Below are 13,920 nucleotides of genomic sequence, written 5' to 3' on the forward strand. Positions count from 1 at the left end.
CTCAGTCCTCAGTCCTCATCCCTCAGTCCTCACCCCTCAGTCCTCAAGAAACGCTCAGCACCCTCTTGTGGGATACCTGCCGTTCACAAGCTCGCCAGAGACTCAACGACCTGGCTCAACCCATTATCCCAGGAGCCAGTTGGGATGAGCTGGTATTGCCAGAGGCACAGCGACAGGTGTTGCGCGACATTGCCGCTCACGTTCGGCAACGTGCCAAAGTATACGAAAACTGGGGATTTGGCGGCAGCGGACGCGGCTTGGGCATTAGCGCCTTATTTGCCGGAGGCAGCGGCACTGGCAAAACAATGGCAGCAGATGTACTGGCTGGAGAATTGCAGCTAGACCTTTATCGCATCGACCTGAGTTCTGTCATCAGTAAGTATATTGGGGAGACAGAAAAGAACCTACGGCGCGTATTTGATGCCGCAGAAGCTGGGGGAGCAATTCTGCTGTTTGACGAAGCTGACGCCCTGTTTGGCAAGCGTTCTGAAGTGAAAGACAGCCACGATCGCCATGCCAATATTGAAGTTGCCTACCTGTTACAACGCATGGAAGCTTACCGAGGCTTAGCGATTTTGACGACTAATTTAAAAGGTTCTCTCGATCAGGCATTTCTGCGCCGGATTCGTTTTATCGTTCAGTTTCCCTTCCCTGATGCCACCCAAAGAGCTGAAATTTGGCAGCGCATCTTCCCCAGAAAAACACCGACTGAAGGGCTAGATCCTGTGAAGCTAGCACGGCTAAACGTCGCCGGGGGAAACATTCGCAATATTGCCCTCAATGCAGCCTTTATCGCCGCAGATGCCAATGAGCCGGTCGGGATGCAACACATTTTGCAAGCAGCAAAAAGCGAATATGTCAAACTGGAAAGACCTCTCACCGATGCTGAAGTGAAAGGCTGGGTGTGAAATAAGAAAGCGAACCGACAGGTCGGCGCTAGGCTAACGCCTCGCTTCGCTGTTTTCATGCCCAAAGGGCTGTACGCTATCGCGCTAATTATTCTTTACAGCTGATTAAACTTATAAACCAGGGATTTCTGACAATTCCCCTTCCAACTCTTCTACCTTAAATCCGGTTGTATCTTTCCATTCTTCAACTGTAAAGTAATAACCACATTCTTCAGCCATTTTGACTAATGTTTCCAAGTCGGGTGCAGAGTTGAGCTTTTCTCGTAAGCCGGAGTCAGTTTGAACAGCTCTAAAAAGTTTTATTACTTCCTCTTTTGCCATCACTCTATATTCCCAGTACGTTAAATCAATGTTAACTTACCATCCACCTATCGCTTATCCGGAGAATTTTCGGTGGCACTGACAAACATTCCCAAAATTGTTCTGAGGGAGTATCTAAGGCGGAACCCCCCCCATTTCAGACTCCACCAATACGGTTGGTTGAGTCAATACCAATGGATTGCGCCTGTCGTTGATGAAATCAAAACCGAACTCGATCCGCTAACGCTAGAAGAACCAACGACTCCATCAGACCTAACAGAAGTACCGCCGCCTCAATTTACCCCGCAGGTTCAGGGAGTTGACCACCTCTACAGACAGTACCGTTGCAAGTATAGTGAAGCCTTAAGCTGTACCTTACCGCTACAAACAGTTCAGCAAGATCCAACCGCCAAATATTGCTCAGAATGTAGTTTCCCAGCTACCTTAGCCGAGAAAAGTGAGATCCGGGGGCGTCGGGGAAGATATCGGATCGAAGGCTTGTTGGGACGCCGGGGAATGGGGCGACTGTATAAGGGAATTCAGGTTGCCGATCAGCAGCCTGTTGTGATTAAAGAGTACCTGCTTCCCGACCGTTGTTTTAACGAGGAAGAAACCCGCCTGCGTCAGCAAACCTTCGAGTTAGCAGCCGGTTTGAGTCTAGCAGATGGAAGAGTCCAAGATGTTCGCTTGCGTCACCCTTGGGACGCTATTTCTGACCCGATCCAGGAACGCTGCTATCTTGTTACCACGAGCAATTTAGATACCCATCCAACTCTAAACGCCTGCCTTGCCGCCAATGGTGCGATGACCAGTCGGCAAGTGCGCCAAGTTCTCAACCAAGTCCTGCAAACCCTGGAGTTTCTCCACGGTCAAAAGTTCAGTCTGCCCTCCGGTCAGGTGCAGCAGGGAATCGCTCACGGCAATATTAGTTTGGATAGTCTGCTGATGGTGACAGACGACCAGAAATTTTTTATCCATGTATGCGATTTGGCGCTTTGGGAACGTCTGTTCGACCTGCCAACTGCCCAAACCATTATCCCTACAGTTACCCAAGACTTAATCGCTTTGGGATACGTGGCTTTTTACCTATTAGTAGGACGCTCTACTGACCCCGTTTCCGGTCAACTGCTCGACCCCAAGGATGAGCAGCAATGGCCTGTGGTGGAACCTCACCTCAAAATGTTCATTTTTCGCCTTTTAGGGCTAGATGTCAGTTTTGAGAGTGCTGAGGAAGCACGACAAGCACTGTTGAAGTTGCCGCCAGAGAAACCAGTCGATCTAGTAGTTGTAGACACAGTGCCGCTAGAAGAGCAAAAAACCAAGCTGCGCCGTCTTCCCTGGTTGCTGTTGGGTGCTTTGGGAGTGACTTTGTTGGGAATACTCATCTGGTTTTTGATTCCGAAGTCCCAAGCGGGTAATCGTGCCGCCGATGATGATTTTCTGGTTTGTTGCATCAAGGAAATCCCTGGTATTCCTGCGGGTAAGTTTACTTACACAGCAGAAAAAGACGGAACATGGAGCTATATCCTGCGCCACGCCAATCTCATCTCAAAGAATAAAACTTTAGAAGACAAGCTCAGAGAACGTCAGCCAAAATTAGAGTTGAATTATCAAGCTGAGCCTTCCGGAGAGGAAGCGATCGCGAAAGTCAGTTCGCAGCAAGTAGACTTTGCGATTTCTAGCTTGGTGAGTGATTTGACCAGCGAATTGAAGTATAAACCAGTTGCCTACGATGGGCTGGTCGTGTTTGTTGCCTTCAGCTACGCCAAACGAGAGAAAAGCCTTCCTCAGTCTCTCAAGGGTCAAATTACTTTTGAGCAATTGCGTCAGCTTTACACTGGCGAAATTACTAATTGGCAAGTTTTAGGAGGGCCTGATTTACCTGTAAAACTCTATATTCCGAAAGAAACTGAGGCGGTACGAATATTTGAGCAACGAGTTCTTAAAGATGAGCAAAAAATTGCTCTATTTAGAAAATTAATTCAAAAGAGCGAGCAACCACCTCCTTTGTTTAAAAACTCTTTCGAGCCAGAAATTAAGCCTCTGTCAACCTTCGAGACTCTACGACAGGTGATTCGGGATTTTGAGGATGATGAGGTTGGAGGAATTGCCTTTGGCACAATCAGCAAAGTTTTCGGTCAATGTTCGGCTTATCCCTTAGCTTTAAAAGACGGAAATAAACCAGCAATCCAGGCGTTAATTCAAGATAATGGGAAGCCTGTAGAGCCAACAACAGACCTCTGTGATGATAAAGGAAGTTATCATCCTAATATAGAATTTTTCAAAAATAGCACCTACCCCTTGGCATATCCGATAACGGTTATTTATTCTGGAGATAACCGCCGTATCCCTGCCGGTCAAAAATTCGCCGAGCTGCTGAGAACTCTTGAGGCACAGCGATTGCTGAGCAAAGCCGGACTGGTGCCGTTACAACCGCTAGAATAGTTTTTAGATAATTACCTGCTGGATTAGAGTGGATTAGATCCCTAGAGGTTAATGGCGAATAGCTATTAGCTGAATTTAGACCTTTGTCTAGCAATCAGCCAAAAACGGGTGCCCTAAAATAACAGGAAGTTTTGGTTTTTTTATGAACAGGTATTCTTCCCAACAAGCGGTTTCCGGCGCGATCGCCAATCTGGGGACACAATCTTATCTACAACCCATTGGGAGTAGCACTCGTCCGGCTGGGTACGCAGCACCGGGTTTAGTTCCCAGTAACGATAAAGATAACCAAACTGCGGTATCGAAGACAGCCGCTAAAGTTCTGCGCGATCCTTTATTGCTGAGGCAATTGAGCGATCGCGTTTATGAATTGATGCTTGAAGATTTACGTCGTCAAAGGGAACGCAGTAGAAACTACGGAGGATACTTCTGATGCCCGCCCCACTGCCACCAGCACAGTCGTCTGCGTCAAGTCGCAATAATGGACAGAACAAAAATGGCACTAGCGTCCGCGAACTAAACTACGTTACTGCCAATCGTTTTTATGTAGAAATTCAAAGTAATATTACTGCCTGTTTCACCGAGTGCCAAGGCTTGGGCGTGACGATCAAGGCTCAAAAACACTATGAAGGCGGTGTCAACGATCAACAGAGAATTTTTCTAGGTCAGGCAGAATTTTCAGATGTGACCCTCAAGCGGGGTATCACTAATGATTTAGTTTTTTGGGATTGGATTAGTAAAATATTAAGCGATGTTGGGCGTAATCAAGGCAATAATCTACCGAAAAAAGAACGTCGTAACATTAATATTTTGGTATTCAACCCAGCAGGAGAAACAATGCAGTGTTGGACACTAATTGGTGCCGTCCCTGTTGCCTGGAAGTCAGCCTCATTAAGCGCGGATTCCAATGCAGTGGCAATTGAAGAGTTAACACTTTCATACGAGAGTTTACAGGTTGATAAGTCACGCAATGGCGGCTCTTCAATTTCCGGTGGACGCGATAGTTTGGGATACTTTGCCTAGAAATTAACACAACAAAAATATGGCGGAACATGAGGGCACAGAACCAAGGAACAATTTTCCCGATGGAGAAACGATACCCCAGGAACCCCTTGGTATCAAAAACCCCTTGCTTCCACCTAATCCGTTAGGGCAGAACTTACTAAATCCTAAATTTTTGCACCCGCTGGGAGCAAGATCGATTACCGTTTTCAATCCTTCCGGTTTTTTATCTGAGGAAGTGGCGGATGAATTTCCGCCAGATAATCCTTTCAAGAATTCACCCTTTTTTGCAGAATCCCAAGGCTCAAAATCAAGTGAATCGGTCGATGTTGACACGGCACCGATCTCGGCAGAGGCTGCTTTGCCAGATATGCGGGCAACCGATCCAACATTAGTGCAACCCGTTTTAGCTACCGAACCACCAGCTAAAGCAGTAGGGATTGGTCCTATCAGGACACCCATTGCAGCAGCAGCAACTGAGATAAGCAATGCGATCGCTAGTTCGCCCTCACCCAGCACAATTGAGCCACCAATAGCTGCTCTCACGGCACCTCTTGAAGCAGCAGGAATTGAAATAAGCAATGCGATTGTTAGTTCGCCCTCACCCAGCACAATTCAAAGGGCAGCACCGATTGAAGCTTCCACACCGGGTGTAACACCAACAACTGAGAGAAGTAACGATAGCGCTAGTTCGCCCTCACCCAGCACAATTGAGCCATCAATAGATGCTCTCACGGCACCCGTTGAAGCAGCAGGCACTGAAATAAGCAATGCGATCGCTAGTTCGCCCTTTTCCAGCACAATTCAAAAGGCACCAGCAATTGACGAACAAACGACACCTATTGAATCACTAGGCACTGAAATAAGCAATGCGATCGCTAGTTCGCCCTCACCCAGCACAATTCAAAGGGCAGTAGCGATTGAGGCTTCCACGGCACCAGATTCAACACCAGCAACCATTGCAGCACCAAGAACTGAAATAAGCAATGAGAGCGCTAGTTCGCCCTCACCCAACACAATTCAGCCACCAATAGATGCTCTCACGGCACCCCTTGAAGCAGCAGGAATCGAAATAAGCAATGAAATTGCTAATTCGCCCTCAGCTAGCACAATTCAAAGGGCAGCAGCAATTGAGGCTTCCACACCGGGTGTAACACCAACAACTGAAATAAGCAATCAGAGCGCTAATTCGCCCTCATCCAGCCCAATTCAACGGACAGCAGAAATTGAGGCTTCCACACCGGATGTAACACCAACAACTGAGAGAAGCAATGCCATCGCTAATTCGCCCTCAGCCAGCACAATACCCCTTGAAGCAACAGGTACTGAAATAAGCAATGCCATCGCTAGTTCGCCCTCAGCCAGAACAATTCAACGGACAGCAGCGCTTGAGGCTTCCACGGCGTCAGATTCAACACCAGCAACTGAAATAAGTAATGAGAGCGCTAATTCGCCCTCAGCCAGCATAATTCAAAGGGCACCAGCAATTGAGGCTTCCACACCGGGTGTAACACCAACAACTGAAATAAGCAATGAGATCGCTAATTCGCCCTCTTCCAGCACAATTCAACGGACAGAAGCGATTGAGACTATCACGGCACCCCTTGAAGCAGCCGGAACTGAAATAAGCAATGAAATTGCTAGTTCGCCCTCACCCAGCTCAATTCAACGGACAGCAGAAATTAACGAACCAACAACACTTATCGCAGCACAAACTTCTGAGATAAGCAATGAAATTGCTAGTTCGCCCTCACCCAGGACAATTCAAAGGGCACCAACAATTGACGCTATCACGGCACCCATTGAAGCACCAGCAACTGAGAGAAGCAATGCGATCGCTAGTTCACCCTCAGCCAGCATAATTCAAAGGACAGTGGCGATTGAGGTTGCCACGGAACCAGATGCAGCACTAGGAACTGAAAGAAGCAACAAGATCAGTTTACCCTCTTCAACCACACCTTCATCGGTGCCAACTAAGACAGCCGCAACCGAAGCAAGGTTAGGACAAGCCTTTTTGGATACAGAACCACAAGTTCAAAAAGCACCAGCAATTAACGAACAAATAGCACCAAATGTAGCATCAGCACCCCGAGACACCATTGCTAGCCAGCGAGATCCCATTGATAGCCAACCAACTTTGGGACAAACCCTTTCGCATACAGAACCACAAGTTCAAAGGGCACCAGCGGTTGAGGAATTCACGTCATCTATTACAGCACCAGCGCCAGAACAGATGACTCAGGTGAAAAACCCTCTGGCTGATTCGTCCTCACCCACTATGCCTTCATCTGTGCAGCCAGATACAGCCGCCATCGCACCAACCGTAGAACAACCGCTGTTACAAGCTGAACTGCAAGTTCAAAAGGTACAAATGCCTCCGTTAACTGCACCGCAAGCGGCATCGGTGCCACCAGAGACAGAGTTAGAACTTACTTCAGCAGTAAACGAAAACTTAGCCGCAGTCTCTAATTTGACCACTTCCAAGACTGTGCCAGAAGTCACTACAGATCGAGTTGTTGTACAACCTCTGTCGGAAACAAAAGCAGCAAACCACACAGAAACTACGTTATCGAAGGTTACGGAATCGATTGAGTCACCAATGTCATTTTCTGGGATGACAGAGGCGGAATCAGTTGAAATGCCAGCGATCGCTTCTGAGAATATAACAGTTGACCGCTCGGACAGCACAGCGCCTGTAACAAAGGTAGAATCCCTAGTTCAAAAGGCACCAGCGCTTTCAACAGCCACAGAACCAGGTGAACCCCCACTGGTACAAAGGATGGAGGAAAATTTCTCTTCAGAAGTAACTGACAACTTCGCCCCCGCACCCTCGCTTTCCACACCAGCTACTGCGCCACCTGAAACCACACCTAACATATCAACCCTTGTACAAGCCAGCTTAAATTCACAGCCGTCTGACTCAACATCACCAGTGTCAGATGTTCTGGAACCATTTGAGCCTGCGGTACAGTTAAGGGCTGAATTTCCATCGCAGGTAAGCTCGTCTCCCCCGATTCCTACCTCTGCGATCGCTCCAAAATCTGTACGCGAAGAAACGACGCCTACAGAATCCACGCTAATACAACCGATTGGGGAGTTATCTATACAAACAAAGGGAGAAGTGTTGCCAGAATTCTTGGCACCCATCGCTGAATTACCACTCCCAATAGAATCATCGGTAAAAAAGCCTGAAGCGTTCAACTTGGCGCTTTCACCTACTCAATCAACCGACTCTCCTCTACAGACGCCCGAAAGTACGCCGATTATAGGCGATACAGTCATTCAACCGAAATTAGAAACCGTATCGGCAAGTGAAGATTTGACTCGGTTAGCACCAAAAGAGATCGCTTCCACCGATTCCAGACAAGTACCTGAAAGTACAACAACGCCAGACGCTACAGTCCTTCAACCGAAATTAGAACCTGAACCAGTAAGTGAAAAGGTGACTGGGTTAGCACCAGAAGCGATCGCTTCCACCGATTCCAGACAAGTACCTGAAAGTACAACAACGCCAGACGCTACAATCATTCAATCGAAATTAGAACCCGAACCAGTAAGTGGAAATTTGGCTGGATTGGCACCAGACGCGATCGCTTTCACCGATTCCATAGAAGTACCTGAAAGTACAACAACGCCAGACGCTACACTCATTCAACCGAAATTAGAAACCGTACCAGCACGTGAAAATTTGGCTGGCTTGGCACCAGACGCGATCGCTTCTACATCCTTTGCCAATCCCCCTGTAGAGGTGCCTCAAAGCACACAAATTACAGAACCCACCGTTATACAACCTTTGGTGGAAACAGAGTCGCTTGACGAGAGCGAAGAACTGCCTCAATTGCCTCAAGTGCTGACTAATCTATCCATTCTCAGCCCTCTAGCTCAACAATCCAGTCTTCTCGCTTCCCCATTTCCAGACATGGGCAGCAATAAGGTTGAGGAATCCTTTCTTGCACCGCTCTCCTCAAACTTCTCGTCTGCTTCGGAGCCGCCTATTCCTATCCAGAGAATGCCAGAAGATTCAGGGCAGAATAACCAAGAAGCTACAGCATTTTCAAGCAGTGTAGAACAAGTGCAAATGGCACCTTCTTCCTTTTCCTCTTCCCCTGAAACTCTACCTTCCTTAAACAGTTCTACGAACACCAGAGAGATACCAACATCTTGGTCAAGCATTTCTGAATTAATAGGGGAAAATACACCTAGAGCAAGCGAATCAATCGTTGTACAACCTCTCTCAGAACAGAGAACGTGGGATGCACCGCAAAAACCGATAGTTTCCAAAGCATCCGACTACAACAGCTCCCAATCAAATATTTCCCAGCCCATGATGAATTCCCCACAAAATAATAGTTTTGGCAATGTTATTCAGACATATTCCATGCCCTCGCGTCGCACATCAGCCTCTGGAATGGAAGCTCTTATACAGTTAATGGGGGACGCTGATAGCCAAGTAGGAGCAATCGATCAAAGCGTATCTACCGTTGATAATTTCTCTAGTGAAGAAGCCACCGACAACTTAGAGCTTCTAGCTCGTGAAGTCTATAGTTTTATCCGGCAACGGTTGGAAATAGAGCGAGAGCGTCGAGGAAATAACTATTCTGGACGCCTGCCCTGGTAAAGTCACTGCCATTATTAAGGAGAATAATATGTCAACCACTCGTTTGGTCAAAGCAAAACTTATTCCAAAGGTTCCAGCACAGGGTGTGGACACGATTGAGTTCATGTTCAACCCCACCAAGCTTTCCTTCAGCCGGAGTGTTCAAATCAATGCCCCTCAAGGCGCACGTACTGCTAGAGGACTGCCGAAAGTCAGCTTCCAAAGTATAGATCCTTATAAACTCACTATCTCAGAGATTTTGTTTGATACCTATGAGGAAGGAACCAGCGTCCTCTGGTACATCAACAAACTAAAAAAAGCTGTTGAATTTCCCGATGGTCAAGATGTCCCGCCCGTCTATGTCTTTACTTGGGGTGCCCAAGAATACCTCCGTTGCTTTGTGCAATCACTCAGCTACGAACTGACCATGTTTTTGCCTGATGGCACTCCAGTACGCGCTTCAGCTAGCCTGACCCTCCACGAAGTAGATGTACTTATCCCCCCAGGCTCTCCAGAAGCTCCTTCTAGTGTGAATCGCGTCGGGGAAAGTCGAGGCAGCAAGACTCGAAAAGCTACATGAGCTGTCATCATTTGTTGGATTGCGCTGAACCAGAAGGTTAGAAAAAAATTGTAGTTCGACCTTTGGAGAATGGGCGAGGGCGTAGAGTTTCTTCTAAACTAGCTGAAACTTGCGTTCTAAATTTTGAATTTGGATGAACGTCTGCATGGGTTTAAATATCCTCTCGGTGATTGAGAAATTATCCGCGTGTAGATTACCTTGCTTGACTAACAAAACGCCTGATAATTTTAAAAAATCTTAGTTTTGGCGGAGCGTTTTTTGTTACCCCACTAAACTCACAGTTCTGATTTGAGATTACAAAATCTAGCCTGAAAATTCGAGATTTGGCAGGCAACAAGGCAAAAGATCCCTATAGTTCAAATACCAAAAAATAAAAAACTTGAAAAAAATTGTCAGTCAGGGTTTCATCCAAAATCTAAAATTTAGAATCTAAAATCATTTACGTGTTGCCTACAAATGCCAAAGTATATATCCTATCCTCAAATAAAAATTGATGGAGATGATGCTCCTGCGAGTTTGATGGAAGATATTCTTCAAATCTCCGTGGAAGAAAGCCTCCATCTCCCAGCCATGTTTACCTTAGTCATCAGGAACGACTACTTTCCGGGGCGCGAAGGAGATGAACTTTGGCGCTACGAAAACTTATTAACAATTGGTAAACCCGTCCAGATTGGCTTTAAATCCAGCACTACAGAAGATGCTGATTTTGACGATACACAGCAGGGCAACATTCTGAATGGCGAGATTACAGCAATTGAAACCCACTTTACCAGTGGTTCTCAAGCTCCGGTCGTGATTCGCGGGTATGACGTTTCTCATCGCCTACATCGGGGACGCTACAACCGCTCTTTCCAAAACATGACCGACACCGATATTGTTCGGCAAATTATCGGTGAATTGGGGATTACAGCAGGCACCATTGACGAAAGTGGCGGGCCTTATGGCTTTGGCGATCCCGTTGGCTATATTTTCCAAGAAAATCAAACCAACATGGAATTCTTGCGAGAACGGGCAGCCCGGAACGGTTTTGAGTTGTTTGTGCAAGATGGGAAACTGCACTTCCGCAAGCCGGTAGCGGGTGCTTCTTTGGCTCTCAAGTGGTTACAAGAAATACATAGTTTCCAAGTTCGGGTAACAAGTGCCGAACAGGTAGATTCTGTTGAGGTAAGAGCTTGGGATTATAAAAGTAAACAGGTGATTGCATCTACTAAAAGCAGTCAAACAACACAAGTCATTACCGATACCAAACAAGGCAAGGGCAAAGCAACTAGCACTAGCTTTAGCAGTACCCCCAAGATGATTGTTGTCGATCAGCCAGTCTCTTCTCAGAAAGAATCAGACGCGATCGCGCAAGCTTTGTATAACGAGTTATCGGGGGAATTTGTCTACGCTGATGCCAAAGCTGAAGGCGATCCTCGAATTCGACCGGGACGGGTCGTGGACTTGGCAAGTATGGGCAAATACAGCGGCAAGTATTACGTCACGACAACCCGTCACGTTTATCAGGAACGGTTCTACACTACCGAATTTAGCGTGCGTGGATTGCGGGGAGACGATCTTCTGGCAACCCTGTCTCCCCGAACCCATCTCCAAGCAGGGCAAACATTGTTAGTAGGAATTGTCACGAATAACAAAGATCCCAAAAAATGGGGTCGAGTGAGAGTAAAGTTTCCCACTTTAACAGAGGAACACGAAAGTAACTGGGCAAGAGTGGTGGGAGCCGGAGCTGGTGTAAATCGCGGGTTTGACTGTCTGCCGGAGGTCAATGACGAGGTATTGGTTGCCTTTGAACACGGCGATATTCATCGCCCCTACGTCATTGGCGGTGTCTGGAACGGTACAGATGCACCGCCGGAAGATGTGGATAATACAATTTCAGGTGAAGGCAAAGTCCGCCTGCGGACATTTAAAACCCGTACCGGGCATAAATTACAGTTTGTGGAAGAGGATAAAGATACTAGCAAGGCTGGTGTCTACATTGAGACGATAGGCGCTCATAAATGTCACATGAATGACAGCGAAAAGTTTGTGGAAATTAAAACGACTGACGGTCATTATGTGCGCCTAGACGATCAAAATAAGAAGATCGAAATTAAAACCAAAGGCGGTCATAAGATCCTCATCGACGATCTCAATAAGAAGCTGGATATCACAACAACTGGCGGTCAGAAGTTGCTGATGAATGACATGACCAACACCATCACGATGCAGGCAGTGCAAAAAGTGAGTATTTCAGCACCAATGGAAATTCTGCTGCAATCAGGCCCTAGTAGTATAAAACTCGCACCTGCTGGCATAGAACTTCAAACCGCAGCCAAGTTAAGCGCTCAAGCAGGCGGAGTTTTAGACTTGAAGTCTGGGGGTGCTGCCACTATGAAAGCTGGTGCGGCGTTGTCGCTACAATCCGGCGGTGCTTTGTCGGCGCAGTCGGCTGCTGCTGTAAGCGTACAGTCTGGCGCAGCGTTGAACCTGCAAGCAGGTGCTGCGGTGGCGATTATGGCAGCTGCCACAGCGAGTATGACCGCACCGCTGATTCGGCTGAATTGTTAACAATTGAGGGGAGCGGGCAAGAAGCAATTGCGATCGCGACCAATGGCTAATGCCTAACCATAGAAACGTGGTACACAATTAGCCATTCTCGATTAACGATTAAGGAAGGTTTTATGTTACCAGTAGCCGTATTGGGCGATGTCGCTAGTGGTAGTCCCATTATCGGACCGGGGGCACCAACCGTTTTAGTTATGGGGCGACCTATCGCTTGTCTGGGAGATGCTGTCACGGGTCCGTCAATTGCTGGCGCTCTCGCGATGCCTTGTTCTGTCACCGTTCTGGCTTGCGGGCGTCCAGTGGCGCATATGGGCACAATGACAGTGGGAGCAACTCCTACTGTGCCTCCAGTTCCCATTTCTTTACCTGTGATTGCCACAGGAGTCACTGTATTAGTTGCTCCTTAATGAGCAACTATAAGAGGTAGAATTCGTTATTTCTAGTTTGGGTTAGCGATCGCTTATTCTTTAAGGTGCGTCGGCAAATCCCGACGAACGCATCCCTGAATTGCCCAAATCATCCTCAACAGGGAATACTTTAAACTTCCTTATCGAATTCCCCAGACTTTGATGGTGTTGTCGTAACTGCCACTAACAATCGTCCTTCCATCTGGGGTTATTGCTACGGAACTCACTGCGTTTGAATGCCCCTCTAGCGTACCTCTGCACTCGCACGTCTCAAGATCCCACACTTTGATGGTGTTGTCTTTACTGCCACTGACAATAGTTTTACCATCCGTCGCTATTGCTACGCAAAGAACATAGTCTGAATGTCCCTCTAGTGTGCCCTTACACTCGCACGTCACGAGATCCCACACTTTAATAGTATTGTCCTTACTGCCACTAACAATCGTCCTTCCATCCAGGGCTATTGCTAAGGAATAAACTCGGCGTGAATGCCCCTGTAGCGAACCCTTCCACTTACCTGCTTCGATATCCCACACTTTGAGGATGTTGTCATCATTGCTACTAACAATCGTTTGATCGTTCGGGGCTATTGCTACGAAATAAACATCCCATAAAAACTTATTTACCATGCGGAGGCACTCCCTCGTCTCTTTATCTAACGCTTTGATGGTTTTATACTGACGACCATGAATCAAAGTTTTACCATCTGGGAATATTCCTAGTATTTGTAGGCTGCGCTGACACTTGCCCGTCAGAATATCCCATACGTTGATACTCGTTAAGCCCCCTCTACCACAGAAGTTGTTGTCCCTACTAGCACTGACAAAAGTCTTACCATCTGGCGCTATTGCTACAGAATCAACCCAGCCTAAATGCCCCTCGAAGGTGCCCCTGCACTTACCCGTCAGAATATTCCACACTTTGATATTCATATCGCCACTGCCACTAACAATGGTTTTACCATCCGGCGCGATCGCTACCGAACTAACATAGTCAGAATGCGCCTCAAAGGTACAAAGACATTAGACCTCCTGCATGAATCAGGAGGCATGTGCCAGTTCGTAGTTCAGCAAGCCAGCAATTAGGTTTAAGCGCAAACCAAATCTCTGCCTGCGATTGCGATAACGTCCTGAAAAA

At 47.2% G+C, this 13,920-nt stretch carries 10 protein-coding genes and 2 pseudogenes; 8 read left to right on the forward strand and 4 right to left on the reverse strand.

Annotation, left to right across the window (positions count from 1 at the left end; all coding sequences use genetic code 11):
- Positions 1-908 (forward strand): ATP-binding protein (locus NDA06_RS24295; RefSeq protein ID WP_348251891.1); only part of this gene is annotated, 908 nt, incomplete at its 5' end.
- Between the two features lie 111 nt (positions 909-1,019).
- Here NDA06_RS24295 and NDA06_RS24300 read toward each other — a convergent pair.
- Entirely contained in the window at positions 1,020-1,229 is a 210-nt protein-coding gene (locus tag NDA06_RS24300) for a Nif11-like leader peptide family natural product precursor (RefSeq protein WP_190986725.1), read from the reverse strand.
- A gap of 72 nt (positions 1,230-1,301) precedes the next feature.
- Here NDA06_RS24300 and NDA06_RS24305 point away from each other — a divergent pair, with 72 nt between their 5' ends.
- From NDA06_RS24305 to NDA06_RS24335, 7 genes are all read left to right on the forward strand, one after another.
- On the forward strand, positions 1,302-3,653 hold the full coding sequence (locus NDA06_RS24305) for a substrate-binding domain-containing protein (RefSeq protein ID WP_190986726.1): 2,352 nt from the start codon (positions 1,302-1,304) through the stop codon (positions 3,651-3,653).
- A gap of 142 nt (positions 3,654-3,795) precedes the next feature.
- On the forward strand, positions 3,796-4,083 hold the full coding sequence (locus NDA06_RS24310) for a hypothetical protein (RefSeq protein ID WP_199299674.1): 288 nt from the start codon (positions 3,796-3,798) through the stop codon (positions 4,081-4,083).
- Positions 4,083-4,673, forward strand: coding sequence for a phage tail protein (locus NDA06_RS24315; RefSeq protein ID WP_190412619.1), 591 nt, complete (start codon positions 4,083-4,085; stop codon positions 4,671-4,673). The genes NDA06_RS24310 and NDA06_RS24315 overlap by 1 nt, the downstream gene beginning before the upstream one ends.
- 19 nt (positions 4,674-4,692) lie before the next feature.
- Positions 4,693-9,270 carry a hypothetical protein gene (locus NDA06_RS24320; protein ID WP_348251892.1) on the forward strand — a complete coding sequence of 1,526 codons (4,578 nt, stop codon included), beginning with the start codon at positions 4,693-4,695 and terminating at the stop codon, positions 9,268-9,270.
- A 28-nt stretch (positions 9,271-9,298) separates the two neighbouring features.
- Entirely contained in the window at positions 9,299-9,829 is a 531-nt protein-coding gene (locus tag NDA06_RS24325; RefSeq protein ID WP_190412621.1) for a hypothetical protein, read from the forward strand.
- A gap of 456 nt (positions 9,830-10,285) precedes the next feature.
- The gene (locus NDA06_RS24330) at positions 10,286-12,379 is read left to right on the forward strand and encodes a VgrG-related protein (RefSeq protein WP_190436965.1); all 2,094 of its coding nucleotides are present in this window, start codon (positions 10,286-10,288) and stop codon (positions 12,377-12,379) included.
- A gap of 113 nt (positions 12,380-12,492) precedes the next feature.
- Positions 12,493-12,783 carry a PAAR domain-containing protein gene (locus tag NDA06_RS24335; RefSeq protein WP_190528444.1) on the forward strand — a complete coding sequence of 97 codons (291 nt, stop codon included), beginning with the start codon at positions 12,493-12,495 and terminating at the stop codon, positions 12,781-12,783.
- 140 nt (positions 12,784-12,923) lie between these two features.
- Here the strand turns inward: NDA06_RS24335 and NDA06_RS24340 are convergent, their stop codons facing one another.
- The 3 genes and pseudogenes from NDA06_RS24340 to NDA06_RS24350 all read right to left on the reverse strand — a co-directional run.
- Complete coding sequence (locus NDA06_RS24340; RefSeq protein WP_190986728.1) at positions 12,924-13,715, reverse strand: WD40 repeat domain-containing protein; 792 nt, start codon at positions 13,713-13,715, stop codon at positions 12,924-12,926.
- Positions 13,707-13,793, reverse strand: a pseudogene (locus NDA06_RS24345) (WD40 repeat domain-containing protein); the annotation flags it as partial. The pseudogene NDA06_RS24345 and the gene NDA06_RS24340, both read right to left, overlap by 9 nt.
- A gap of 30 nt (positions 13,794-13,823) precedes the next feature.
- Positions 13,824-13,920, reverse strand: a pseudogene (locus tag NDA06_RS24350) (IS5/IS1182 family transposase); the annotation flags it as partial.

The organism is Trichocoleus sp. ST-U1, assembly GCF_039961835.1.
Classification (GTDB): domain Bacteria; phylum Cyanobacteriota; class Cyanobacteriia; order Cyanobacteriales; family FACHB-T130; genus FACHB-T130.

Bases quoted from the DNA above. Each gene is read 5' to 3' on its own strand.
- NDA06_RS24335 (WP_190528444.1), top strand. From the start codon at position 12,493: ATGTTACCAGTAGCCGTATTGGGCGATGTCGCTAGTGGTAGTCCCATT.
- NDA06_RS24330 (WP_190436965.1), top strand. From the start codon at position 10,286: ATGCCAAAGTATATATCCTATCCTCAAATAAAAATTGATGGAGATGAT.
- NDA06_RS24310 (WP_199299674.1), top strand. From the start codon at position 3,796: ATGAACAGGTATTCTTCCCAACAAGCGGTTTCCGGCGCGATCGCCAAT.
- NDA06_RS24300 (WP_190986725.1), bottom strand. From the start codon at position 1,229: ATGGCAAAAGAGGAAGTAATAAAACTTTTTAGAGCTGTTCAAACTGAC.
- NDA06_RS24340 (WP_190986728.1), bottom strand. From the start codon at position 13,715: ATGAATATCAAAGTGTGGAATATTCTGACGGGTAAGTGCAGGGGCACC.
- NDA06_RS24325 (WP_190412621.1), top strand. From the start codon at position 9,299: ATGTCAACCACTCGTTTGGTCAAAGCAAAACTTATTCCAAAGGTTCCA.
- NDA06_RS24320 (WP_348251892.1), top strand. From the start codon at position 4,693: ATGGCGGAACATGAGGGCACAGAACCAAGGAACAATTTTCCCGATGGA.
- NDA06_RS24315 (WP_190412619.1), top strand. From the start codon at position 4,083: ATGCCCGCCCCACTGCCACCAGCACAGTCGTCTGCGTCAAGTCGCAAT.